At 67.6% G+C, this 25,263-nt stretch carries 19 protein-coding genes; 10 read left to right on the top strand and 9 right to left on the bottom strand.

Annotated features, from left to right (window positions below):
* Window positions 1–81 precede the first annotated feature (81 nt).
* Window positions 82–1,029, top strand: coding sequence for an SDR family oxidoreductase (locus D579_RS0109085; protein ID WP_018951797.1), 948 nt, complete (start codon window positions 82–84; stop codon window positions 1,027–1,029).
* Between the two features lie 100 nt (window positions 1,030–1,129).
* Here the strand turns inward: D579_RS0109085 and D579_RS0109080 are convergent, their stop codons facing one another.
* The 4 genes from D579_RS0109080 to D579_RS0109060 all read right to left on the bottom strand — a co-directional run bounded on the left by D579_RS0109080 (window position 1,130) and on the right by D579_RS0109060 (window position 3,177).
* Window positions 1,130–1,540, bottom strand: coding sequence for a DUF86 domain-containing protein (locus D579_RS0109080; RefSeq protein WP_018951796.1), 411 nt, complete (start codon window positions 1,538–1,540; stop codon window positions 1,130–1,132).
* Window positions 1,525–1,923 carry a nucleotidyltransferase family protein gene (locus D579_RS0109075; protein WP_018951795.1) on the bottom strand — a complete coding sequence of 133 codons (399 nt, stop codon included), beginning with the start codon at window positions 1,921–1,923 and terminating at the stop codon, window positions 1,525–1,527. The genes D579_RS0109080 and D579_RS0109075 overlap by 16 nt, the downstream gene beginning before the upstream one ends.
* A gap of 631 nt (window positions 1,924–2,554) precedes the next feature.
* Complete coding sequence (locus D579_RS0109065) at window positions 2,555–2,953, bottom strand: type II toxin-antitoxin system VapC family toxin (RefSeq protein ID WP_018951793.1); 399 nt, start codon at window positions 2,951–2,953, stop codon at window positions 2,555–2,557.
* Window positions 2,950–3,177, bottom strand: a complete 228-nt coding sequence (locus D579_RS0109060; protein ID WP_018951792.1) for a hypothetical protein — start codon at window positions 3,175–3,177, stop codon at window positions 2,950–2,952. Before D579_RS0109060 ends, D579_RS0109065 begins: the two co-directional genes overlap by 4 nt.
* 787 nt (window positions 3,178–3,964) lie before the next feature.
* On the opposite strand from D579_RS0109060, the gene D579_RS0109055 reads away from it, so the two are divergent.
* The 4 genes from D579_RS0109055 to D579_RS0109040 all read left to right on the top strand — a co-directional run bounded on the left by D579_RS0109055 (window position 3,965) and on the right by D579_RS0109040 (window position 6,593).
* Window positions 3,965–4,492, top strand: a complete 528-nt coding sequence (locus D579_RS0109055; RefSeq protein ID WP_018951791.1) for a hypothetical protein — start codon at window positions 3,965–3,967, stop codon at window positions 4,490–4,492.
* A 577-nt stretch (window positions 4,493–5,069) separates the two neighbouring features.
* Window positions 5,070–5,621, top strand: coding sequence for a sugar transferase (locus D579_RS0109050; protein WP_018951790.1), 552 nt, complete (start codon window positions 5,070–5,072; stop codon window positions 5,619–5,621).
* A 391-nt stretch (window positions 5,622–6,012) separates the two neighbouring features.
* Window positions 6,013–6,312, top strand: a complete 300-nt coding sequence (locus D579_RS0109045) for a type II toxin-antitoxin system RelE/ParE family toxin (RefSeq protein WP_231376853.1) — start codon at window positions 6,013–6,015, stop codon at window positions 6,310–6,312.
* Window positions 6,312–6,593, top strand: a complete 282-nt coding sequence (locus D579_RS0109040; RefSeq protein ID WP_017926249.1) for a helix-turn-helix domain-containing protein — start codon at window positions 6,312–6,314, stop codon at window positions 6,591–6,593. The genes D579_RS0109045 and D579_RS0109040 overlap by 1 nt, the downstream gene beginning before the upstream one ends.
* 604 nt (window positions 6,594–7,197) lie before the next feature.
* On the opposite strand, the gene D579_RS0109035 is transcribed toward D579_RS0109040, so the two are convergent.
* The 4 genes from D579_RS0109035 to D579_RS0109015 form a co-directional block, all read right to left on the bottom strand.
* The gene (locus D579_RS0109035) at window positions 7,198–7,512 is read right to left on the bottom strand and encodes a CcdB family protein (protein ID WP_018145905.1); all 315 of its coding nucleotides are present in this window, start codon (window positions 7,510–7,512) and stop codon (window positions 7,198–7,200) included.
* Entirely contained in the window at window positions 7,512–7,760 is a 249-nt protein-coding gene (locus D579_RS0109030; RefSeq protein WP_018949712.1) for a type II toxin-antitoxin system CcdA family antitoxin, read from the bottom strand. Before D579_RS0109030 ends, D579_RS0109035 begins: the two co-directional genes overlap by 1 nt.
* A gap of 1,463 nt (window positions 7,761–9,223) precedes the next feature.
* Window positions 9,224–9,430: a hypothetical protein gene (locus tag D579_RS0109020; protein ID WP_018937789.1), complete on the bottom strand. Its 207-nt coding sequence runs from the start codon at window positions 9,428–9,430 to the stop codon at window positions 9,224–9,226.
* A gap of 54 nt (window positions 9,431–9,484) precedes the next feature.
* Window positions 9,485–9,709 carry a hypothetical protein gene (locus D579_RS0109015; RefSeq protein WP_018169561.1) on the bottom strand — a complete coding sequence of 75 codons (225 nt, stop codon included), beginning with the start codon at window positions 9,707–9,709 and terminating at the stop codon, window positions 9,485–9,487.
* Between the two features lie 208 nt (window positions 9,710–9,917).
* Here D579_RS0109015 and D579_RS0109010 point away from each other — a divergent pair, with 208 nt between their 5' ends.
* Together D579_RS0109010 and D579_RS0109005 are read left to right on the top strand one after the other, a co-directional pair.
* Window positions 9,918–10,415, top strand: a complete 498-nt coding sequence (locus tag D579_RS0109010; protein WP_018951787.1) for a DUF302 domain-containing protein — start codon at window positions 9,918–9,920, stop codon at window positions 10,413–10,415.
* A 309-nt stretch (window positions 10,416–10,724) separates the two neighbouring features.
* A complete protein-coding gene (locus D579_RS0109005; RefSeq protein ID WP_018951786.1) occupies window positions 10,725–14,057 on the top strand; it encodes a bifunctional diguanylate cyclase/phosphodiesterase in 3,333 nt (1,110 codons plus the stop codon).
* 93 nt (window positions 14,058–14,150) lie between these two features.
* Here D579_RS0109005 and D579_RS0109000 read toward each other — a convergent pair whose 3' ends face one another.
* The gene (locus tag D579_RS0109000) at window positions 14,151–15,410 is read right to left on the bottom strand and encodes a NupC/NupG family nucleoside CNT transporter (protein ID WP_018951785.1); all 1,260 of its coding nucleotides are present in this window, start codon (window positions 15,408–15,410) and stop codon (window positions 14,151–14,153) included.
* Window positions 15,411–15,650: 240 nt separating this feature from the next.
* On the opposite strand from D579_RS0109000, the gene recC reads away from it, so the two are divergent.
* Genes recC through recD form a run of 3 tightly spaced genes read left to right on the top strand, consistent with a single transcriptional unit; the run spans window position 15,651 to window position 24,951 of the window.
* Window positions 15,651–19,154, top strand: coding sequence for an exodeoxyribonuclease V subunit gamma (gene recC, locus D579_RS0108995; protein ID WP_038050323.1), 3,504 nt, complete (start codon window positions 15,651–15,653; stop codon window positions 19,152–19,154).
* Window positions 19,151–22,843: an exodeoxyribonuclease V subunit beta gene (gene recB / locus D579_RS0108990; protein ID WP_018951783.1), complete on the top strand. Its 3,693-nt coding sequence runs from the start codon at window positions 19,151–19,153 to the stop codon at window positions 22,841–22,843. The genes recC and recB overlap by 4 nt, the downstream gene beginning before the upstream one ends.
* Window positions 22,840–24,951, top strand: a complete 2,112-nt coding sequence (recD, locus tag D579_RS0108985; RefSeq protein ID WP_018951782.1) for an exodeoxyribonuclease V subunit alpha — start codon at window positions 22,840–22,842, stop codon at window positions 24,949–24,951. Before recB ends, recD begins: the two co-directional genes overlap by 4 nt.
* Window positions 24,952–25,263: the final 312 nt, after the last annotated feature.

Below are 25,263 nucleotides of genomic sequence, written 5' to 3'. Positions count from 1 at the left end.
GTTGCGGCAGTTGAGCCTGGGAAGCGGTGCGCTCCTGCAAGTAAACGGCCAGGGGGTTGGCCTCCGGCGGCGTCGAGGGGCATGTTGATGCGCGCGTTGGTGACCGGCGCGACGGGGTTCGTCGGGTCGGGGCTGGTGGACCGGCTTGATGCCGACGGCGTGGCTGTTCGTGGTGCGTTGCGGAGCGAGGTGGCGGCTGCTGGTTCGTTCGAGCCCGTGATGGTGGGTTCGATAGATGGCGCGACGGATTGGGGTGATGCGCTAGCTGGAATGGAGGCAGTAGTCCACCTGGCAGCCCGGGTTCATGTGCTCGACGAGCCAGGGACGGACCCACTGGAGGCGTTCCGTCGGGTGAATGTGGAAGGCACGCTGCGGCTGGCGCGCCAGGCGGCGGAGGCCAAGGTGCGCCGGTTTGTGTTTGTGAGTTCCATTGGGGTGAATGGAAACGAGACGGTGCGCCCTTTAACCGAAGGGGATCCACCTTCTCCGCAGGAGCCTTACGCGGTGTCCAAGCGAGAGGCGGAAGACGGCCTTCGCGGGTTGGCTGCGGAGACGGGTATGGAGCTGGTGATTATTCGTCCGCCGCTCGTATACGGGCCTGGCGCGCCCGGAAACTTTGGCAGTCTGCTGCGCTGGGTGCACAAGGGGGTGCCGTTGCCGCTGGGTGCGGCGACGCAGAACCGGCGCTCGTTGGTGGCGTTGGATAATCTTGTGGATCTGATAGTGACGTGTCTGGAGCATCCGGCTGCGGCAGGGGAGACCTTTCTGGTGGCGGATGGGGAGGATGTGTCCACGGCCGGGTTGTTGCGCAAGGTGGGGGATGCGCTGGAGCGGCCGGCGCGGTTGGTGCCGGTGCCGGTTTGGATGTTGCGGGCCGGGGCAGCGGCGCTGGGCAAGGGGGAGATGGCGCGGCGGTTGTTGGGTTCGTTGCAGGTGGATGCTTCGAAGGCGCGGGAGGTGCTGGGGTGGGTGCCGCCGGTTTCGCTGGATGAGGGGTTGAGGCGGGCGGTGGCGCCGTTGCGGCGGTAGGGTTGGTGGTTTTCGGGCTTTGGCGGGGGCTTCGCCGCCGAGGCGGCTCCTACGGGGGCTGCTCGTGCCAATCGATGGTTGCACCTGGTTGAAGGGTGACTTAGAGGCGCTCGTTGACTGTGCGTGCAAAGGTCCGGAAGTCGTCGAGGTGGCGTGAGCACACGGCGTGGACGATCTCCCAGTTGATGCGCTCGTAGTTATGGACTGCGATGTTGCGAAAGCCGATGGCGTTCTTGAGCCGGTCGGCCAAGCTCGCTTCAAAGTTGCCGCCTTCAGCGAGACGGTCGAACGTCTCGCCCATGGTGTCCGGAGGTGGTAGCTCGAGCGCGGTCACGAGATGGGCTCCAATGTCGACACATTGTTGCACCGCGCGGGGCAGGTTCAGGGCGATGATGTCCTGTTTATCCGGATCTTGCTGGAGCTGGTTGGGGTCATCGGGGCAACGTTGCGCGACCCGCTGGACGCAATAGCGCAGCGTTTCGAGCTTTTGTTCGATTACCCGGCGATCCACGCTTGTCTCCGTTCGGCCAGAATGCGGTCGCGGTAGGGGGAAAAATCGGCCTGGTCGAGCAAGTGGCGCGTGAGGAAGCGCGCGTGGGCCTCGTCTTGTCCGGTCAGGCGGATGCCGCGTGTGACGATCTCGCCCAGTAAGGGTTCGCCGGCCTGGGTGAGGTCCACAAGGTCCACGGGACGCCCGGTGGTGGAGGCAATTTCTTCGATGAGCGCGATGCGCGTGGTGGCTGGAAGCGGCGCTCCCGCGCTGACGGCCAGGTCGACATCGCTATGTGGGTGCATTTTTCCGCTCGCCAGGGATCCGAACAGAATGGCTAGCTCCAGCTCGTGATGGTGTCGCAACACTGCACGAATGCGATCGATTTCGGGGCGATTGCTCATGCATCCCAGTGTAGGGAGATGTCTCTGAATGTGCACGTTCGCATTCATAGGTGATTGGCGCATCCTTAGTAGGGGCAACACTGGGGCGGAGAGGATTTTGTTGTTGGCCGTTATCCCGGAAACTGTGGAGTGGTTATCCGGGGTCTCGTAAGTGGGTGGTGACTCCGGCGTTTGGTGTGTCCTGGCGTGGGAGATCCCGGCTCTTCGCTGCGCTACGGCCGGGATGACGGGGTGGAGTGGCGCTGCGGCCGGGATGACGGGGTGGGGCGGCGCTACGGCTAGGATGACGGTGTGGGGTGGTGCTGCGGCCGGGATGACGGCAAGGGGTTACCACGGAGACTGCCTGCTCCGTCGCCTCGCAGGATTAACCTCCCGGGTCATCCCGGAAACGGCGAAGCCGTTATCCGGGATCTCCACCGTCCAGCGATAGCACAGTGGCTGTGGAATCCCATCCGTGCGCGATGCCGGCTCTTCGCTTCGCTGCGGCCGGGATGACGGGGTAGGGTGGCGCTGCGGCCGCCGATGATGGATCGGCTGCGGGGGTTGGCTTTGGAGATCACTTCGTCGCTTTGCTCCTCGCGATGACGGGTTGTAGTGGGGTGTGGTCGGGATGGCCGGAGGGGCTTGCGGGTCAGGTGAACCAGTCGGTGAGTGGGAGACTGGGGACCCGTTGGAACTCGGCTACGTTGTGGGTGACGAGGGTCGCGTTGTGGGCGAGGGCGGTGGCGGCGATCAGTGTGTCCATGGGGCCGATGAGTGTGCCCTGTTGCTCGAGGTGGGCGCGTATGCGGGCGGCATGGCTGGCGGTGGGTCGGTCAAACGGGAGGACGGTGACGACATCGAGTAGCTCGGCCAGCTGCTTTTGGCGTTTTTCGGGCTCGCTGGACTTGGCGATGCCTGTTTCGAGTTCGTACACCACAATGGCGGGAACGAGGACGTCGGAGGGTGCTGTGGCCAGCAGGTTTTCGGCGACCTTGCCCTGACCCTTGAAGAAATAGATCAGGGTGTTGGTGTCCAGGGCGTATTTCACAGTGCTTTGCGGGGGCTGTCCGGGGGCGTGTCGCGCAGTTCCTCGGCCGTGGGGAAGTCATTCCATTGACCGGCCAGGGTGCGGACGGAGTCGGGCCACTCGGTTCGGGTGTTTTCTTCTACCAGCCGCGCGACGAAGCGGCTGACGGGGATGCCGGCCGATTGAGCTGCGCGCTTGAGGCGCTGTTCGTGGTCATTGTCGAGGTAGATGGTGATTTGGCCCATACATTCCTCCTGCTAAGCATATAAGTGGGATTATATGTTCGAGTGTATCGCCTGGCCAATCGTTCCGTGAATAGGGGATGTACCGGGAATGCCCTTGCTGGGGCTTCGAGCACCCTATGCCGCTGGCTTACGGTCCTGCTGTCATCCCGGCCGTAGCGCAGCGGAGAGCCGGGATCTCGTGCGTAGGTGGTAGCGCTGGCGTTTGGTGTGCCTTCGACGTGGGAGATCCCGGCTCTTCGCTGCGCTACGGCCGGGATGACGGGGTGGGGTGGTGCTGCGGCCGGGATGACGGGGTGGTGCTGCGGCCGCCGATGATGGATCGGCCGCGTGGGTTGGCTCTGGAGATCGCTTCGTCGCTTGGCTCCTCGCGATGACGGGGTGGTTGGGGTGTCTCCTGGTAATGAGGGTGTGATTGGTGGCTTTCGGACTTTGGCGGGGCTTCGCGGGCAGGCCCGCTCCCACAATGTAGGGGGCACGCCGGGTGCGAGGGCGGGTTGTGGATGGTGGGGCGGGTGCATTTGTACGTGGCGGCGGGCTGGGCCAAGATGGGCTTGTGGCAGGTATCGAAGCAATGGTGGTGAAAAGGTGAAGACGAGACAGCGAAGTACTGGAAGGATGTGGCTGGCCGCCGGGTCGGTGATGGACTTTTGGCCTTCGCATGATTACTCGGCATTTATGCCCGCTGGTTCCCTACAGCAGCGTATGGCGTTGCATTGGGCCTATGCGGGCGATCGGTTGCGCGCAGGGATTGAGCGCGTGGAATCCAGCCAGGGAAGGGAGATGACGGATGAGCGATCGGCCGACGGAGGGCCTACCTGAGGACCCGCCAGATGCCGCCAGCGAAAATGGCGGTACGTTCGTGGCATTGGTGGACAGGCTGGAGGCCGGTTCCCTGTCGGCGGAGGAGCAACGGCGGCTCGCCGATCTTTTGGTTGCCGGGCCACCGGAGCTGGTGATGGCGGCAACGCGGCATGAATCATATAGCGGACCATTGCCGCACCCTGATCTCTTGAATCGTTTTGACGAGCCGACTCGCCGCGCCATCGTGCAGATGGCGGTGGATGAGCAGATGCACGCGCTCCGAGTGCGGGAGCGCGGCCTGGAAGGCGCTATCGAAAAAGACCGCCGAGGCCAACGCTATGGAGTGATCATTGCGGTTGCGGGCTTGGGTGCGGCGGTTGCGATTGCGCCCTTCAGTGCGGTTGCGGCTGGCATTATTGGGACACTCGACCTGTTCGGTATGGTGGCGCTGTTCGTTGCGCCGCGGATTCTGGAGCGAGCCCGGCGTTCGGCCGAAACCGGTCCGCCTGCCTAGCCAGGGATTGATCCATCGACGCGCTGGCTGCGCCTGGCTGGCGTGCAAGTTTTGCCCGGGGCGGCTGTGTGCGCGGAGCACTGTTTCCCCGGGGTTGGTGGTTTTCTGGCTTTGGCGGGGGCTTCGCGGGCGAGCCCGTTCCCACAATAGGCCCAGAACAGGGTTGGAGTTCGGTGCGGAGGCTGCTGTGAGTCGGTGTAGTGGTATGAGTAATGAGCATCCCGGGAGCCGTGTCGCGGTTGCTCGGGATTTTTCGTTTTGGGGGTGATGTGGGCGTGGGAGATCCCGGCTCTCCACTGCGCTGCGGCCGGGATGACCAGGTGGTGGTAGCGCGGTGGGTGGTGGGAACGTTGCGGCGTTGAGGGTTGGTGGTTTTCGGGCTTTGGCGGGGGCTTCGCGGCCAGGGTCGCCCCCACGATTGAGGTAAGGCCGGCTTTGGGGGTTGAACTTGGAGATCGCCGCTTCGCTTTCCTCGTCGTGATGACGGTGAGGGTGCTGTGGTCGAGATGACGGGGGCTTTTTCGGGTGTTCGCCGAGAGGGCCCGGCTCCACATTTGGCGATAAGGATGAGGGTGTTTTGATACGGGTTCTGGATGTGGTGTTGTCGGTGTTGGGGCTGGTGGTGGCGGCGCCGGTGTTGCTGGTGCTGTGGTTGCTGGGCTGGATGGATACGCGTTCGCCGCTGTTTCGGCAGGAGCGCGTGGGGCGGCATCAGCGGCCGTTTGTGCTGGTGAAGTTCCGAACGATGCGGCCGGATACGGCGTCGGTGGCGACGCATCTGGCCGAGGCCTCGGCGGTGACGCCCCTGGGGCGCTTTCTGCGCAAGACGAAGCTGGATGAACTGCCGCAGTTGTGGAATGTGCTGAAGGGCGAGATGAGCCTGGTGGGGCCGCGGCCGGGGCTGTTCAACCAGGAAGAGCTGCTGCAGGAGCGGGCGGCGCGCGGAGTGCTGGATGCGCGACCGGGGATTACCGGGCTGGCGCAGATTCGCGGGATCGATATGTCCACGCCGCGCGAACTGGCCGAGGTGGACCGGCAGATGCTGGATGCCCTGACGGTCCGGGCGTACTTCCGGTATCTGGTGCTGACGGTGCTGGGGCGCGGATCGGGGGACCGGGTTCGGCCGTAGGGTCGGAGTGTGGGTTACCGCACTACCTCACAGCCAGGTCCCATGCGTCGTCATCCCGGAAACCGCGCCGCGGTTATCCGGGATCTCTGGCGTAAGTGGGTTGTACTGGCGTTTGGTGTTTGTCCGGCGTGCGAGATCCCGGCTCTTCGCTGCGCTACGGCCGGGATGACGGGGTGGGGCGGCCCTGCGGACGGGATGACGGTGTGGGGCGGTGCTGCGGCTGGGATGACATTGTAGTGGTGGCGCTGCGGCCGGGATGACGGGGCGGCGCTACGGCCGGGATGGCGGGGTTGGGGGCGCTGCGGCTTGAGTGGCTTCGGGGGCGGTATTACGCCATGGATGGCGAAGGAAGATAGCAAAAATGCGATATACTCCATGGAAGGTGCGTGTCGTGCCACTCGCCGAGAAGGAGATTAGGGCGCTGCCGCCGGATCTCCAGGCTCGCTATCTGCGGCTGGTGGATGTGATTCAGGACCACGGCCCGGGGGTGTTAGGTATGCCCCATGCGCGGCAGGTGGAGGGCAAGATCTGGGAGTTGCGGCTGAAGGGGCGTGACGGGATTGCTCGGGCCCTTTATGTCTGCGCAGCTTCACGCGAGGTAGTTGTTCTGCATGCCTTCGTGAAGAAAAGCCAGAAGACCCCGCGTCGGGCGATTGAGACAGCCAGGAAGCGGTGGGAGGAGTATCTGTGATGAAGACCCATGAGGAACTGAAAGCCGAGCTGCTGGAAGACTCGGAGGTACGCCGCGAGTATGAGCAGCTGGGGCCGGAGTTCGAGTTCATCGAGGCGCTGCTCGACGCGCGCGCCAGGGCGGGCCTCAGCCAGGCAGAAGTCGCCCGACGCATGGGGACCACGCAGTCGGTGGTGGCGCGGCTGGAGGGTGGCCGGTCGGCCCCTACCTGGAAGACCCTTTGCCGGTATGCGGAGGCCACGGGGCGTCGGCTCCGACTGCATCTGGAGGATCGGGCCTGACCTCCTGAAGGTTCGGGCCACCGGTTTTACAGGAGGCCAGCCCTCTGGCCGATCCGGCGTTGGTCGGGCCCCTCAAACCGAGCGCGGCGTCCTTTGCTGTCTAGCAGCCGCATCACGTCCCTCTCTTCGGCTTCCGGCACCGTCGAAAAGCCATATCTCCATCCTTCGTCATCCTGGAAAACGCGTTGCGGTTATCCGGGGTCTCTGGCGTGGGTGATTGAACTGGTGTTTGGTGTTGGTCCGGCGTGGGAGATCCCGGCTCTTCGCTGCGCTACGGCCGGGATGACGGTGTGGGGTGGTGCTGCGGCCGGGATGACGGGGTGGTGGTGCGGCCGGGGTGACGGGATGGGGGCGCTGCGGTCGGGATGACGGGGTGGTGGTGCGGCCGGGGTGACGGGATGGGGGCGCTGCGGTCGGGATGACGGAAGGTTTGGTCAATATCGAGGCCATGAGGTTCTGGTTTCGGCTGCTTTTGTAGGATCGGCTCTGAGCGAATACAGGGATGCGGAGACGTGCGGGCCTCTCGTGGGAAGGAAACGGACACAGGTGGATTGTCACCTTGAAGAGGCGGGCACAGAGCAGATGGGCGGCGCGTGGGTCTCGATCAGATGCCCGTAAACAGGAAGTCGCAGGCGGCCATGATGGTGTCTCGTTCGCCGCCGAGGGAGAGGACTTCTTCGCCTAACGTGGTCCGGGAGACCCCGGCAAGCTCGGCGGTGGACAATACCACCCGGTGACCTTCGATAGTGAAGGCGGGGTTGAGGATGTGGGCGGGGAGGCCAAATGACTCCGCGTGTATCAGCGGGGCCACGACCACGGTGCTGATCTCCGCGAGCAGGTCGTTCTGGAGTACCAGCAGGTACGGTACCCAGGATGCGGTATCGGCGGATGGGTTGCGGTGGACCGAGAACTGGGCCATCAGAAGCGGCGAGCGCGGTCACCGAAGCTGCCACGCTCGGCAACACGCTGGTTGTATTCGGCCAGGGCTTGGCGGTTCTCGGCGATCCAGGCATCGCGGCGCGCTTCTCGCACGGCCTGGACTAACTGCTGCTCGAAAAGGGCCGAGAGGTTGATGCCCAGTTCACGCGCCTGAGCCAGAAGGTCGGAATTGACGGTGAGGTTGGTGGCCTTGCGCGGGGCGTCGGTGTTGTAGGGCATGAGGTTCATGGTGGCTCCCGGTCTGTTTATATACGATGCGCATAGAATGTGCGCATTCATCATATGGGTCAATTACGGTCATTTGAGAGATGGTGATGCGTTCGGGGTTTCGGTTGTATCGGTTGTCCTGGATCTCAGGTGTAGATGGTGGCACCGGCGTTCGGCGGCTGCCCGACGGGGAGATCCCGGCTCTTCGCTGCGCGACGGCCGGGATGACGGGGTAGGGTGGTGCTTGGTCTCCGGCCACGGTTGCGTGTGCTTCGGGACGGGGGCTTGGCGTCTGCGATTCCGGGATGCTGATCAGAGAAACTGGTAGGGTCAGTCGTGTGTGGGACGCTGAGATGATGAGAATCTACCGCTGACCGGCCGATATCGACCGTTGGCGGCTTTTTCTGCTGCGGGGCTGGGATCCTCTACTTTATGTGCTAGTTTCTGTCGCGGGGACATGGACGTTCCCGAAAGAGCCGCCCGGGCAAGGATGCTGGGGTGGCTCTTTCTCTTTCTGGGTGTGGTGAAGGTAGATCGGTTTTCGGGCAGGTTGGCCTGCGACTGTTGGTTCTTCGGCGGCGATGCGGGATTGTTGGGCATTGGGTGGATCCAGCGCTGGAGATCCCGGCTCTTCGCTGCGCTGCGGCCGGGGTGACGTTGTAGTGGTGGGGTTGCGGCCGGGATGTCGGGTGGGGCCGCTACGGTCGCAGGTAATGGGCGGGCGCTTGGGGTGCTCGAGGAGATCGCCACGTCGCTTTGCTCCTCGCGATGACGAGGGGGCGCTCCGGATTGACGAGGGGGGAGGCGGCTTTGGGATGCAGTGTTCAGGCCTGGCGCCCTGGTGGGATGACCTCGGGGGTTCGGGTGCCGCGGTGGGTCGGTCAATAGGGGCGGAATAAGGGCGTTGGGGTGCGAATCACGGGCTGGGACGGGAGGCGAAATGACCGCTCAGGGGTGGAAATCGACCGCTGACGGATTTTCCGGGTGTGTGAATGGAATAATTTTGTCGCTGTGATAATTTCTGCCGCGGGGACAAGGAAGTCCCCGAAAGAGCCGCCTGGGCATGGACGCCGAGGTGGCTCTTTCTCTTTCTGGGTCTTGTGACGGAGAGGTGGCTTTCCGATGGGTGGAAGGCGCCGCTGCTGGCTTTTCTCGGGTGATTCGAGGTCTCGGAGTTTAATTGCGTGCCGGGTATTACGGCTGGGGTAACGGGCTGGCGTTTGGGGTGGGTCGAGGAGATCGCCGCGTCGCTTTTCTCCTCGCGATGACGGGATTAGGGATCGTGGTCGCGAGGAAGGATCTGGGGGTGTGCAATGGTCGGCTGTGGCGCGGGCTTCGCGGCCAGGGCCGCTCCCACAAGTGTTGGGTCTTGGACCTTCTGTGGCTCCGGGCCGTGTAGGAGCCGAGCCTCTCGGCGATTGGGGGTTGGTTAGGCCCATATCGCCCAGGGGGCTGGGCTCCTACAGGTTGGGGCGGCGCCTGGTTTAGTGGTCGGCGGGGGGCATGTATTCGTGGCGGATGTGGTCCGGTTGCTCCGGTAGCTGGATGCCGGCGTTTTCCAGGGCTTCGGTTAGCTCCTCGCATTCGTCGAGGTCGTCGGCGCGCTTCTTGAGCGTGGCCAGGGCGTCGGCGGCTTCCGCCTGGGGCATGGTGATGACGAGTTCCCCGTTTTCCGCTTTTTCCAGGTGCATGTGCTGCTCCTTAGGGTCTTGTGGTGAGTCGATGATGCCTTTGCGGCGGCGGGCTCAGTCCTCGATGGAGGGCTGCTTGGGGGCCTGCTCGTCGAAGGCATGCGGCGGCTGGCGGAATTCGTTTTCCAGCTCGTATATGCCGTCTTGCAGCACGGAGCCCAGTGCCCGCGCGCCGTTGCTGATCTCGCCTTCGAGCTCGGTGATGTTTTCGGCGATGCCCTTCGCGGTCTTCTTGTCGATCTTCAGGGTGACCGTTCCGTCCTTCAGTGTGGCTTCCATGTCGATCTCCTGGTTGCGATGTTGGTGATGTCGGTTGTACCCGTGTAGAACGGGTCTGATTCGTGTTCGGTTGACCTGCATCAAGATAGCCGGGCTCGTTGGGCGCTATCCTGTATAACCGTTGCTGCCTCCAACGTACCGAAGAGGCAGCCTTTCACGAGCATTCCCGCTTCCCGGGAAAGGAGAAACCATGATGCATTCTAAAGTGATGACCATGCGCCACGGCCCGCGGTTCCTCGCACTGGTGGCGATGCTGCTGGCGCTGACGTTTGTCGGTGCGGCGCAGGCCGATAACCATGGCCATCAGCAGCCGGAGATGGTGAAGGTGACGCAGAGCCCGCATTCGTTCCCGGAAACCCTGGCCGCGTTCGAGCGCGAGGCGTCCGAGGCCGGCTGGAGCATCCTGAACCGCAACAACATGGCCGGGACGCTGTCCGAGCGCGGTTTCACCATTGATCCGGTGGTGATCCTGGACGTGTGCAGCGGGCGCTACAGCGCGCAGATCCTGGAAGAGGATGCGTATCGGCCGGTTTCCGCCTTCATGCCCTGCCGGGTAAGCATTTATCAGGACAGCCAGGGCGACGTGTTCATCTCGCGGATGAACGTGCCGGATTTCCTGCCGATGATGCCGGAAGGCGTGGCCGAAGTGATGGAGAAGTCTTCCGACGAGATCGAGGCAATTATCGAGCGGGCCATCGCCGAGTAACGCAATCCGGTACAGTCCAGTATTGCAGACCGGGCGGCAGGCTGGATTGGATCTGATGTTCCCGGTGCAGTGGGGCCCGCTTCGGCGGGTCCCTTGTTGTTGGGGCCGCGGGGATGACAGCCCGCCGGTTCCCCTGGAATGTGCAATGAACGCTTGAATGGAGACGGGGTGCCCCCCGATGCAGATGCCGTTGGCATTGACGAGAAACGACGCGACTAACAGTGATTCGGCCCGATGGGGCGCCGCGCCAGCCGGAAACGGGGCGCGGCGCTTTTTTGCGTCCGCGTCGAGCGCGTGCGGGCACCGCCGATGACGACTCGGCGTCAGGTGTCGCGGCGCTTCGCGGCCGGGTGGATTGCGGGCACCTATGTCGTGCTGGGGCTGTTGTGGATTGCCCTGTCCGATGTGGCGCTGGCCTGGTGGGCGGGGGCGGACATCACGACCGCCCTGACACGGGTGAACCTGGGCAAGGGCTTTGGGTTCGTGCTGGTCTCCGGGGCGCTGCTTTATCTCGCGATGCGCTGGTTGCCGGCCTGGCGCGACGAGGCGCCGGGTACGGGTGCGGGCGAGGAGCTGGCGCGTTTCGGCTCCTGGCCCTGGCTGGTGCTGGCCGTGGCGGTGATCGCCTCCACCGCAGGCGTAGGGCTGGGCGCGTGGCACTTGCAGGGGGCCGCCGCCGAGTCGCAGGCGCGTGAGGACCTGCAACGCGCGGCTTTTTTGAAGGGCGGAGTGATTGACCAATGGCTGGCGGAGCGTACCGGCGACGCGATGGTTCTGGGCGAGGCGCGGGGCTTCAACCTGTTCGCGGTAACGGCCCTCGAGCGGCGCTCGACGCTGGCGCTGGAGCAGGTGCTCGATCGCCTGGAACTGATGCGCACGGCTTATGATTACGACAGCGTGGCCCTGCTGGACGCGGATCGTCAGCCGGTGATCGAACTGGGCCGCAGTGCCCTCGACGAGGCCGCGATGGACGCGGTGCTGCGCGAGGTGCGGCGCAGTGGCGAGACCAGTGAGCCGATCCTGCACGCGGACCCGGACCGGCGCCCGCGGATCAGCTGGGCAGTGCCGGTGCGTGACCGGGCGGCGCCGCAGGATCCGGTGGTGGGACTGGTGCTGCTGTCTTCGACGCTCGAAAACCTGCATCCGTTGCTGACCCTGACCGAGAATCGCAACGGCATGGATGCCCAGGCGCATATCGTGGTGCGCGAGGGCGATCAGCGCGCCATGATTGCCCGGATCACCGAGTCCGGAGGCCTGATTATCCCGGCGCCTGCGGCCTTCCCCCGGCTGCGCGAACGGGTCCTGGATCATCCCCGTGCCGAGGTTGTGATCGAGCGCTTTGAGGATGGGGATAGTCCGTTCCTTGCCGGTGTACAGGGGCTGGCACCCGCTGGCTGGGATCTGGTGCTGAAGCGCGATCTCGACGCGCTTCAGGCGCTGCCACGGCAGCAGGGGGCGTGGGCGGCCGGGGCCACGCTGTTCGTCTGGCTGGTCGTGCTCGGGGCGGGGGCGTTGCTGTGGCGTCAGCAGTGGTTGCGGCGCAACCTGGCTCTGGTGCGGGCTCACGCCGATCAAGATCGGCTGCTCGGGATCTTTTTCGATATGCCGTTTGTCGGCATGGCGATTTCCGGACCGCGGGGTCAGGGCTGGGAACGCGTGAATGCATGCCTGGCCGACATGCTGGGTTATGCGCCGGACGAGTTGGCGGCGATGGACTGGGACCGCCTGGCCATACCCGAGGATCGTGGTTGCGAGGCGGTGCTGGACGCCGAGATGCGCCGCGGCGACCGTCCGGGCTATAGCGTGGTGAAGCGCCTGCTGCGCCGCGACGGGCGGGTGATGGTCGCGGATATCGACGTGAAGTGCAGCCGCACGCCGCAGGGCGAGCTGGACCGGGTGGTGGCGACGGTCGAGGACATCACCGAACAGCGCGAACAGGAAGAGCGGCAGCGGCTGGCCTCGGTGGTGTTCGAGAACACCCGAGAAGGGGTGGTGATTACGGATGCCACCGCCCACATCCTGTCGGTGAACCGGGCCTTTACCCAGTTGATGGGATACACCCAGGACGAGGTGGTGGGGCGCACGCCGAAGATGTTCCAGTCGGGGCGCCACGATCAGGCGTTCTACACCAACCTGTATCGCGAGCTGCAGGTGAACGGTCACTGGCAGGGCGAGATCTGGAACCGACGCAAGAACGGCGAGATTTTCCCGGAGTTGCAGAGCATTACCGCGGTGCGCGACGAGCAGGGCCACCTTACACATTACGTATCGGTGTTCGCCGATATCTCGCGGATCAAGGCGTCGGAGGCGGAGCTCGACTTCCTCGCGCATCACGATCCGCTGACCGAGCTGCCGAATCGCCGCTTGCTGCGCGCACGCCTGACGCACGGCATCTCGTTGATGCGACGCCGCCAGGGGCATCTGGCGCTGCTGTTCGTGGATATCGACCGCTTCAAGGACATCAACGACAGCCAGGGCCACGCCGCGGGCGACCGCTTGCTGAAGATCGTCGGTGAGCGCCTGCAGGTGGGGCGGCGCGGGACCGATACCGTTGCCCGCCTGGCGAGCGACGAGTTCGCGGTGCTGGTGGAGAACCTGGGGCATGTGGACGACGCCGCGCTGGTGGCGGAGAACATCATCCGCGAGGTGGGTTACCCCTGTGATCTCGGCAACGGCGTGGAGATGGAGATTGCCGCGACGGTTGGCATCGCGGTCTTCCCCGACCATGGGGTGGATGCCGACACCCTGTTGCAGCAGGCGAGTACCGCGCTGTCGCAGGCGAAGATGGACGGGCGCGGGAGCTATCGGTATTACTCCGACGAGTTCACCCGTGCGGCACGCGAGCGCATTGACCTGTCGGCGCGCCTGCGCCGCGCCATCGAGGCGGATGCGCTGGAGGTCCACTACCAGCCACAGTACAACGTCGAGGACGGGCGTCTGCTGGGGGCGGAGGCGCTGTTGCGCTGGACCGATCCCGAGCTGGGTCCGATCTCGCCGGGGCGCTTTATCCCGCTGGCCGAGCAGACCGGCCTGATCGTGGAGCTGGGGGGCTGGGTGCTGCGGCGGGTGATCGAGCAGGGCCATCGCTGGCGCGCGGCGGGCTATCCGCCGATCCGCCTGGCGGTGAACGTCTCGGCGCTGCAATTCCAGCGGGTGCCGATCGACCAGCAGGTGGGCCAGCTGCTGGAGGACTTCGAGTTCCCGGCGGATCAGCTGGAGCTGGAGATCACCGAGTCCGCGCTGATGGCGGACCCGAGCCGCGCCCGGCGCATCCTGCAGCGTCTGCGCGAGCGCGGGGTGCACTTTGCGATTGACGACTTCGGCACCGGGTACTCTTCCATGGCACAGCTCAAGCGTTTCCCGGTGGACACGCTCAAGATCGACAAGAGCTTCGTCGACGGCCTGGCCGAGGACGATGCGGCCGGCAGCGCGGACGATCGCTCCATTGCCCGCTCCATCGTTGGCCTGGGCCATGGCCTTGGGCTGACCGTGCTGGCGGAAGGCGTGGAGACCGCCGAGCAGCTCGCGGTTCTGCGCGAGCTGGGCTGCGACCACTATCAGGGGTTCTACGCCAGCCGCCCGGTGCCGGCGCTCGAGTTCGAGGCCTTGCTGACCAGCGCTCCCGGCACGCCTTCACCCTAGGTGTGATCTCTCAATAGGTCGTCCACGGGGCGACTCCGGATGATGGTGCAGCGGCCCGTCTGGCGAGCCCGTTGCGGGCCTCGCGTCGGGCTACTAGACCCCGGGCAGGTGCAGGATGCCGACCACGGCCCCGGTCATCAGCGTGGCCAGGGTGCCGGCCACGATGGCTCGGATGCCGAGGGCAACGATCTCGCTGCGCCGCTCCGGGACCAGTGCGCCCAGCCCGCCGATCAGGATGCCGAGACTGCCGAGGTTGGCGAACCCGCTGAGGGCGTAGATCAGGATCAGCTCGCTGCGCGCGGACAGGGCGTCGCGCGGCAGTTCGGCCAGATGCAGGAAGGCCACCATTTCGTTGAGGATGGTCTTTACCCCGAGCAGGGAGCCGGCGGTGACCGCCTCGTTCCAGGGGATGCCCATCAGCCAGGCCAGCGGCGCGAAGACCCACCCCAGCATGCGCTCCAGGCTGAGCGTCGCCCCGGCCACCTCCGGCAACGCACCGAGCATGACGTTGACCAGTGCGACCAGCGCAATCACCACGATCAGCAGCGCGACGATCTGCAGGAGCAGTTCCAGCCCGCGCAGGGTGCCGCGGGTGATGGCATCCATCGAACTGCTGGCGGGTTCCGGTTCGGGCAGCAACTCGCCCGCAGTCGAGGGTGCGGTGGGCGGAATCATCACCGTGGCAACCAGCAGTGCGGCCGGCAGGCTGATCAGGGAGGCGACGATCAGGTGGCCCAGGGCATCGTCCAGCGCCGTGTTGATGATGGTGGCGTAGAGCACGAGCATGGTGCCGGCCAGGGTGGCCATGCCGACGGCCATCAGCGCGAACAGCTCGCTGCGGGTCATCTCCCGCAGATAGGGACGGATGACCAGCGGGGATTCGACCATGCCGAGGAACACGTTGGACGCGGTGCCCACGCCCAGGGCGCCGCCGATCCCGAAGGCGCGCTGCAGTACCCTTGATGCGCCGCGGATCAGCAGCGGCAGGATGCGCCAGTGAAACAGCAGCGCCGAGAGTGCGCTCAGGACCAGGATCAGCGGCAGGGCCTGAAAGGCGAGTACGAAGGTGCTGCCATGGCCTTCGGTCGCAAATGGGGGTTCGTCCCCGCCGATGTAGCCGAAGACGAAGGTGGTCCCGGCCCGCGTCGCGTCGGTCAGGGCGATCACCGCCTCGTTGGCCCACAGGAACAGGTGCTGCATGCCCGGCACGTTCAGCAGCAGCGCGGCAATCCCGAATTGCAGGGCCAGTCCGGCCAGTACCGGCCGCCAGGGGAATGACCGCCGGTGCTCGCTCAAAAGCCACGCGATCGCAATGAAGACCAGAAGGCCCAGGCCGGCTTGCAACTCGGTCACGAACAGTCTCCGACAAAAATGGCGGGCACAGCATACCCGGGGGCTGGGTTCGATGCGCGCGGCGGGTCAGCGGCGGACCGGATGGGCCCTGCCGGGTTGCGTGTCGGGCGCGACGTGGATCGTCGCCTGGGGATGGTAGGGTAGGCGCATCTGGACCACGCGGGCCTTGAGGCCATGCGTGGCATTTCCTGAACGGATCAAGGAGCCGGGTTGGTGGAGTCGCGCGAGTTGCAGCCAGGGATGGTGGTGCTGCATGGCAATCACCTGGAGTCGCTGCGCACGCTGGCGGTGGAGTGGATGCGCCGTGCGCCGCTCGGTCCGCTGGAGAACGAGACCATCCTGGTGCAGAGCAACGGCATGGCGCAGTGGCTGCGGCATGCCCTGGCCGCGCCGCCGGATGCCGACCCGCCGGGCTGCGGGATCGCGGCGGCGCTGGACATGCAGCTGCCGTCCCGCTTCGTGTGGTCCGCCTATCGTGCGGTCCTGGGGGCCGAGGCCGTTCCGCTGGAATCGCCCTACGCCAAGCGGCCGCTCACCTGGCGGCTGATGCGCCTGTTGCCGGAGTGCCTGGCGCAGGAGGCCTTTGCACCGCTGCGCCAGTTCCTGCAGGACGACGATCCGGGGCAGGGGGGCGACCTGCGCAAGCGTTTCCAGCTGGCCGAACGCCTGGCGGACCTGTTCGATCAGTACCAGGTGTACCGCGCCGACTGGCTGACCGACTGGGCGGCCGGACGCGACATCCTGCGCGACGCCCGCGGGCAGGAGCGCGAGCTGGCCCCAGGGCAGCGCTGGCAGGCCGAGCTGTGGCGCCTGCTGCAGGCGGATATCGGTGTGGCGCGGGAGGCGGTCAGCCGCTCGGCCGTGCATGCCCGGTACATGGAGGCGGTGCGCGCGCTGGAGCAGCGCCCGGCGCGCCTGCCCCGGCGGATCATCGTGTTCGGCATCTCTTCGCTGCCGGGGCAGATCCTGGAGGCGCTGGAGGGCCTGGCGCGCTTCTGCCAGGTGCTGGTCTGCGTGCACAACCCCTGCGAGCACTACTGGGCCGACATCGTGGCCGACAAGGACCTGCTGCGCGCCACGCGCCGGCGCCAGGCGCGCAAGGCAGGCATGCCCGAGGCCCTCGACGAGGCGGAGCTGCACAACCACGCCCACCCGCTGCTGGCGGCCTGGGGCAAGCAGGGACGCGACTACATCGGGCTGCTCGACGAACACGACGACCCCGAACACTACGGCCGGGTGCTGCGCACGCTGGACTGGGAGCGCGTGGACGTCTTCGAGCCGCACGGTACGCGCGGGCCGGAGGACTGCGTGCTGCACCAGCTGCAGGAGGACATCCGCGAGCTGCGCCCACTCGCGGAGACACGGGCGGCCTGGCCCGCGGTCCCGGCGGAGGACCGTTCCGTCCAGTTCCAGGTGGCGCACAGCCCGCTGCGCGAGGTGGAGCTGCTGCACGACCGGCTGCTGGATCACTTCGAGCGCGACTCGTCGCTGCGCCCGCGCGACGTGATCGTGATGGTGCCGGACATCGATCAGTACGCCCCGCACATCGAGGCGGTGTTCGGCCAGCCGGAGACCGATGATCCGCGTTTTATCCCGTACACGTTGTCGGACCAGGGGCCGCGCGGTCGCGATCCGGTGCTGATCGCGCTGGAGCAGTTGTTGTCACTGCCGGAGAGCCGGATGGGCGTCAGCGAGCTGCTGGACCTGCTGGACGTGCCGGCGGTGCGCCGGCGCTTCGGGATTGCGGAAGAGGACCTGGGCCAGCTGCACCGCTGGGCCGAGGGGTCGGGCGTGCGCTGGGGGCTGGATGCCGCGCAGCGCGCCGGGCTGGGCCTGCCCGAGGGGCTGGAGCAGAACACCTGGCGCTTCGGCCTGCGGCGGATGCTGCTGGGCTATGCGCTGGGCGACCAGGGTCCGTGGCAGGGCCTGGAGCCCTACGACGAGATCGGCGGGCTGAGTGCCGCGCTGCTGGGGCCGATGGACGCCCTGATCACCGCCCTGGAGGATGCCTGGGCGTGGCTGCGCCAGGCGCATGCGCCGGCAGACTGGGCCGTGCATCTGGGCGGGCTGCTGGAGCAGTTCCTCGCGGCCGAGACCGATGCCGAGCTGTTCACCCTGGAGCAACTGGGCGAGGCCCTGGATCAATGGCGCGAGGACTGCGCGGCGGCCGGCCTGGAGGAGGCCCTGCCGCTGGCGGTGGTGCGCGAGCAGTGGCTGGCGAGCCAGGACGATTCCGGGGTTGGTCAGCGCTTCCTGGCCGGGCAGGTGAACTTCTGCACCCTGATGCCGATGCGCGCGATCCCGTTCCAGGTGGTCTGTCTGCTGGGGATGAACGACGGCGACTATCCGCGCAGCCCGACGCCGGTGGACTTCGACCTGATGGCGAACGACTACCGCCCGGGCGATCGCTCGCGGCGCGAGGACGATCGCTACCTGTTCCTGGAGGCGCTGCTCTCCGCTCGGCGCCAGCTGCATGTGAGCTGGGTAGGGCGGCATGTGCGTGACAATGAGCCGCGCCCGCCGTCGGTGCTGGTGGGCCAGCTGCGTGATCACCTGGCGGCGGGCTGGGGGCTGGCCGGGTCCGACGGGCCGGAGTCCGGCCCGGCCCTGGTGGACCACCTGACCACCTGGCACCCGCTGCAGCCGTTCTCCCCGGTGAACTTCCCAGCGGCGGCCGCCGCCGGCGATCGGCACTTTACCTACGCGCGGGAGTGGGAGGCGGTGCACGACGCGGCGCCGGGCGCTGCGGCGGATGCCGCTGGTGGCGCCCCCGCGGCGGTTCCGTTGCTGGAGGCCGAGCGCGAGCCGCGCGCCCTGGGGCCGGAGGCATTGACGCGCTTTCTGCGCTTCCCGGTGGAGGCGTTCTTCCGCCATCGTCTGGGGGTGTTCTTCGACGAGGAGGAAGAGGCCGGCGACGACCTGGAACCCTTTGGTCTGGCCGGGCTGGAGCAGTGGCAGGTGCGTCAGCAACTGGTCGCGGCGGCACTCGAGACCACCGACGACGCGGAGGCCTGGCCGAGCATCCTGGATGCGGAGTCGGCCCGGCTGCAGCGCGCGGGCCGGCTGCCGCTGGGTGCGGCAGGCGAGCTGGAGCGCGGCGCGATGGTGGAGGAGGCCGCGCGGCTGCTGGAGCGGATCGGCGAGCGCTATGCGCTGTACCCCGAGTCGTTGCCGGCCGCGCGGCCCCTGCGTCTGGAACACGAGCACTGGGGCCTGGAGGCCGTGCCACCCGCCCTGCGCAGCGATGGGCAGGCGCGGGTATGCCTCGACTACACCGCGAGCCGCATTGGTGATGGCAAGAAGTGGCGCTTCGACAAGCTGATGGCACCCTGGGTGATGCATCTGCTGGCGAACGCAGGGGCGGGTGGCGTGGGCTCCGAACTGGTTGGACTGGACAAGCGCCTGGAGCTCCCGGGGCTGGAGCCGGGGCTGGCCGAGGAGTTGCTGGGGACGCTGCTTGAGGCCTGGGCGGCCGGCCAGGAGCGGCCGCTGCCGCTGGCCTGCGCCGCCGCCTTTGCCTGGCTCGCGGCGGCGGAGGAGGGATCGAAGGATCCGTATGACGAGGCGCTGAAGACCCTGGCCGGGAATGACTTCGCCGCCGGCGAATGGTCGCGCAGCCCGGCGCTGGCGCGTGCCTGGCCCGACCCCGAGACCCTGCTGGACGACCCGGACTTTGCCTTCTGGCGCGACCGGATTTACCGGCCGGTGTTTTTCGTGGTGAATCAGGCGGAGGACCCCGCATGAGCGCGACCGCCCACAAGCTGGATCTGCTGGGGCTGCCCCTGCACGGCAGCCGCCTGATCGAGGCGAGTGCCGGCACCGGCAAGACCTACACCATCGCCGCGCTGTACCTGCGCCTGGTGCTGGGGCACGGCGAGTTGCCCGAGGGCACTGATGCCCTGACGCCACCGCAGATCCTGGTGATGACTTTTACCGACGCGGCGACCCAGGAGCTGCGCGAGCGCATCCGCGACGCGCTGGCGATCGCCGCGCGCGTGTTCCGCGCGCAGGACCCGGACGCGGTGCCGGGCGTGCAGGACATCCACCTGCAGTTGCGCGGCGAATACGCCGAGGCGGAACGCCCGGGTGCGGCGCGCCGGCTGGAGCTGGCGGCGGAGTGGATGGACGAGGCCGCGGTCTCCACCATTCATGGCTGGTGCTATCGCATGCTGCGCGAGCATGCCTTCGACAGCGGGAGCCTGTTCACCCAGGACCTGGCGAGCGACCAGCAGGAGTTGCTGGCGGACGCGGCGCGCGACTACTGGCGCCGTTTTGTCTATCCGCAACCGGCCGCGCCACTGGCGCTGCTGCGCAACGCCTTCGGTGCTGATCCCGACACGTTGCTGCAGAAGATCCGGCCGCTGGTCGGGCATCTCCCGGCCCACACGGCGGATGTGGAGCTGGAGACGCCGGAAGGCTTGGCAGCTGCATTGGGCGATCGGCTGGCGCGGCTGGAGGCCATGAAGCGGCCCTGGCGCGAGGACTTTGCGGCGGTGGCCGAGCAGTTCGAGACGCTGCGCAACTCGGTTCTGAACAAGCAGAAGTACAGCAACCCGGAGAAGTTGCTGGGGGCCATGCGCGACTGGGCGGCGGACCCCGGCGCACTGCGGCCAGGCGGGGTCTCCGGCGACTCGCCCCTGGAGCGTTTCAGCGCGGCCGGGATGCAGGCCCGGCTGAAGGCGGGGCAGGCGCTGCCGGACGATCTGCATCCGGCCTTCGCGGCGCTGGACGATCATGGCGAGGTCTGTGTGGACGACCGCGAGCGCCTGTTGCAGGCGGCCGCGCGGCAGGTGGACGCGCGGTTTCGCCAGGCACAGCGTCAACGCGCGCAGATGGGTTTCAACGACCTGCTGACCCGGCTGCGCGACGCCCTGGACGGACCCGGCGGCGAACACCTGGCAGCGACCCTGCGCGCCCAGTTTCCGGTGGCGCTGGTCGACGAGTTCCAGGATACCGATCCGGTGCAGTATCGGATCTTCCACCGCGTCTACCGCATCGACGAGAACCCGCGCGATCTGGGCGTGCTGCTGATCGGCGACCCCAAGCAGTCGATCTATCGCTTTCGCGGGGCGGATATCCATACCTATCTCGCCGCGCGCGCGGCCACCGCCGGGCGGCACTACACGCTGGAGCGAAACTTCCGGTCGACCGATGCCCTGGTGCAGGGCGTGAACCGGCTGTTCCAGCATGCCGAGGGCTGGCAGGACGGGGCCTTCCTGTTCCGCTCGGGAACGGAGAACCCCTTGCCGTTTCTGCCGGTGGACGCGAACGGGCGTGCGGAGGCCTTCGAGAACGATGGACAGGCGATGCCGGCCGTCACGCTGTGGTGCTTTGATCCGGGCGAGCCGGTGCCCAAGGGCGCCTATCGCGAGCGCATGGCGCAGGCCTGCGCCAGCTACATGGTGGAACTGCTCAACGGCGGGATGGCCGGTCGCTGTGGCTTCCGCAAAGGTGAGGCATTGACCGGGGTACGGCCACGCGACATGGCGGTGCTAGTGCGCGGGCGTGGCGAGGCGGATGCGATCCGTGCGGAGCTGCGCCGGCGGGGTGTGCGCAGTGTGTACCTGTCCGATCGCGAGTCGGTGTATGCGACCGCCGAGGCGGGAGACCTGCTGCGCTGGTTGCGGGCCTGCGCCGAGCCGACCAGTGAACGCCTGCTGCGCGCGGCGCTGGCGACCGCGACCCTGGGGCAGTCGCTGGCCGAACTGCATCGGCTGACGCTGGACGAGCTGGCGTGGGAGGTCCGCGTCGAGCAGTTCCGCGACTATCGGCGGTTGTGGCAGTCGCGCGGGGTGTTGCCGATGCTGCGCCGCCTGCTGCACGACTTCGAGGTCCCGCGCCGGCTGCGTGCCACGGCCGAGGGCGAGCGTGCCCTGACCAATCTGTTGCATCTGAGCGAGCTGCTGCAGCAGGCGGCCGCCGAGCTGGATGGCGAGCAGGCGCTGATCCGGCACCTGACGGAACATCGCGGCGGCGAAGGCGAGACCGGGGAGGACCAGGTCCTGCGTCTGGAGAGCGACGAGGACCTGGTCAAGGTGGTTACGCTGCACAAGTCCAAGGGGCTGGAGTATCCGCTGGTGTTCCTGCCGTTCGTCTGCAATTTCCGTCAGACGGATACGGCCAAGGACGTGCCCTACCGCGACCATCCGCCGCAGGGTGGGGCGCGCTGGGTATTCCGCATGGACGGCGAGGTGTTCGAGCGCGCCGAGCGCGAGCGCCTGGCCGAGGACCTGCGCCTGTTGTATGTCGGCATGACCCGCGCGCGGCATGCCTGCTGGCTGGGGATTGCGCCGATCGTCTCCGGAAACAGCAAGACCAATCACTTCGACCGCACCGCGGCCGGGTATCTGCTGGCCGGACCCGGAGGGGTGCAGGACGGCGGGTTGGAGGCCGCGCTGCGGGATGCAGCCGGCGACGCATCGGCGATTCATGTGGGCCCCCTGCCGGAGGCGCGCGCGGTGGCCGCGCAGATGGGCAGTGCCACGACCGCGACGGGGCCGGCCCGGGTGCCGCCGACGCGCCGCTTCGAGCGCTGGTGGGTGGCCAGCTACAGTGCGATTGCCGCGCATGACGAGGGGGTCGCGCCGGTGGCCCCCGACTCGGCGCGCGAGGACGTGCTGCGCGAGGGGGTGGCGGATGCGAGTCGGCCGCCGCTGGAGGCGCCGGAGCCCGAGTCGCGCGCGGCCAGTGGGCTGCATGCCTTCCCGCGCGGGCCCGGGCCCGGCACCTTCCTCCACGGGCTGCTGGAGTGGGCGGCGGAGCAGGGGCTCGCCGCGCAGGCGGCAGATCCCGAACGGATGGCGCAGGAGATCGCGACACGCTGCGAGCGGCGGGGCTGGAGCGAGTGGTCGGAGACGGTCGCGGACTGGATGCAGCAGTTGCTTGCGGTCGCCTTCCCGCTGGAGGACGGCGAACATTTCAGTCTGGGCGGCCTGACCACCTATCAGCCGGAGCTGGAGTTCCTGTATCCGACACGCAACCTGCAGGCGGGCGAGCTGGATCAGGCGGTGCGCGCGCAGATCCTGGCCGGACAGCCGCGCCCGCCGCTGGGGAACGTGACCCTGAACGGGATGTTGAAGGGATTCGTCGATCTGGTCTTCGAGCACGGCGGGCGCTATTACGTGGCGGACTACAAGTCCAACTGGCTGGGGACTTCGGCGCAGGCCTACACCCCGGAACGCCTGCAGGCGGCGGTGCTGGAACACCGCTACGACCTGCAGCTGGTGCTCTATACCCTGGCACTGCATCGCCAGCTGGCTGCGCGCCTGCCGGGCTACGACTATGACCAGCACATGGGCGGCGGGGTGTACCTGTTCCTGCGTGGCGTGGATGCGCCGGGGCACGGGGTGTTCCACCACTGTCCGCCGCGTGCACTGATTGAATGGCTGGATCACCGGATGGCGGCCGGTCCGGACCGGGAGGCGACGGCATGAGCACGGTGATGCCCACGGGCCCTCTGGCCTCGGCGGAGGCCGTGCTCGAGCTGCTGCGCGAGTGGGAGGAGGGGGGCTGGCTGCGCGGCGTCGATCGGGCGCTGGTGCGCTTCCTGCACGAGCAGGCCCCGGCGGCGTCGCCGCTGGCCCTGCTGCTGGCGGCGCTGGCCAGCCATCAGGTCGGGCGCGGCCATGTGTGCCTGGAACTGGACGCATTGCTGCAGGCCCCCGACGCCACGCTGGCCCTGCCGCCGGAGGGCGAGCCGGGATCAAAGCCGCCGCCGCGACCCTCGTCGGTACTGCAGGGGGTATCCGTTGCGCAGGTTGCGGAGGCCCTGCAGGACAGTGGCCTGGCCGGACCGGGCGCGGCGGGTGGAACGCCGCTGGTGTACACCGGGGAGCAGGTCTATCTGCGCCGCTACTGGGAGAGCGAGCGCCGCATCGGCCAGGCCATCCGCGCGCGCCTGGCTGACCGCGAGGCCTGGCAGGGTGCGCTGGACGAGCAGGCGTCGCGGGACTGGCTGGACCATCTGTTCGGACCGCCGGCGGAGGCTGCCACTGACCCGGACTGGCAGCGCCTGGCCTGCGCCCTGGCGGCCGGGTCCGGCTTCAGTGTGATTACCGGCGGGCCGGGGACCGGCAAGACCACGACCGTGCTGCGACTGCTCGCGTTGTTGCAGGGGTTGCAGGGTCCGGACGACCCGCTGCGCATCCGCCTGGCGGCGCCGACCGGCAAGGCGGCGGCGCGCCTGAATGCCTCGGTCAGCGGGGCGCTGGATCGCCTGGGGCTGGACCAGCTGCCCGATGGCGATGCGCTGCGCCGGAACCTGCCCGCCGAGGTGGTGACGGTGCACCGTCTGCTCGGGGCGCGCCCGGATACCCGGCACTTCCGCCACGGGGCGCGCAACCCGCTGGCGGTGGATGTGCTGGTGGTGGACGAGGCCTCGATGATCGACCTGGAGCTGATGGCGAGCCTGGTCGAGGCCGTGCCACGTACCGCGCGCCTGATCCTGCTGGGCGATCGCGATCAGCTCGCCTCGGTGGAAGCCGGCGCGGTGCTGGGCGAGCTGTGCCATCGCGCCGGGGGCGGGCACTACACGCCGTCGACCGCGCAGCGGCTGGAGGCCGTGACCGGGATGGCCGTGCCGCAGGCCATGCAGGATGCGGCCGGTCAGGCGCTGGACCAGCACATCGTGATGCTGCGGGAGAGTCATCGCTTCGGCGCGGACAGCGGGATCGGGCGGTTGGCCGCGGCGGTGAACACGGGCGAGGCATGGAATGGGCCGGACGGGGACAATGCCGTCCGGCAAAAGGTACTCGCGGGGCCCGAGGACCCGGCACTGGTGGATCTCGCGGTGGACGGGCGCGCGGACACGCCGGAGGGCGAGGCGGTGGGTTATGCGGGTTATCTCGAGGGCCTGCGCGCGGCGCGGCCGGCCCCGGCGGCCCCGCGCGCGGCCTGGGAGGACTGGGCGCGCGACGTGCTGGCGGCCCACGGGCGGTTCCAGCTCCTGTGCGCGGTGCGCCGCGGCCCGTGGGGGCTGGAGACGCTGAACCGGCGCGTCGCCGCGGCCTTGCAGGCGCGCGGACTGCTCGCGGGGGATGCGGGACGGATGGACGGGCCCGGGGCCGGCGGACAATGGGTCGAGGGGCGCCCGGTGATCGTCACGCGCAATGACTACGCGCTGGGGCTGATCAACGGCGATATCGGGATCGCCCTCGCCGTCCCGGCCTGGCTGGCGCGGGGCGAGCCGGAGGCGGACTCGGATGCCACCAAGGGCGAAGACTCGGTGTTGCGGGTGGCGTTCCTGGCCGCCGGGGACGGCGGTCGCGTGCGCTGGGTGCTGCCCAACCGCCTGGAGGCCATCGAGACCGCATTTGCCCTGACGGTGCACAAGGCCCAGGGGTCGGAGTTCGAGCATGTGGCCCTGGTGCTGCCGGACGCGGACAGCCCGATCCTGACCCGCGAGCTGGCCTACACCGCCATCACCCGCGCCAGCCGCTGGTTCAGCCTGCTGGAGCCACGCGCGGGCACGCTGGTTGCGGCCAGCCAGCACCAGATCCGCCGCAGTGGCGGCCTGCGGCGGTGGCTGGGGAACTCGTCTTAGACCGTCGTAGGGTGCGTTGAGCATCGCGAAACGCACCGTTCACGGGACAATAAGCGCCCTCTTGATGCGATTCGCTGCGCTCATCGGCATCCTACGTCCGTTGCCCGTGTCCGGGGTTGGCAGCATCACCTCGCCCATCGTCCGCTGTCCAGGTCCGGCTTTGGCGGGGCTTCGCGGGCGAGCCCGCTCCTGCAGGGGTTTGGTTCCTGCGATGTCCAACTTTGCCCCAGGATCGTCATCCCGGAAACCGCGTGGCGGTTATCCGGGATCTCCTGCGGTAGGGCCTCTACACCCGTCGGAGATCCCGGCTCT

It is taken from the genome of Thioalkalivibrio sp. AKL12 (assembly GCF_000377925.1).
Taxonomy (GTDB): Bacteria; Pseudomonadota; Gammaproteobacteria; order Ectothiorhodospirales; family Ectothiorhodospiraceae; genus Thioalkalivibrio; species Thioalkalivibrio versutus.
The sequence above is the reverse complement of the archived record's forward strand: the minus strand, read 5'-3'. Positions and strand labels throughout refer to the sequence as shown.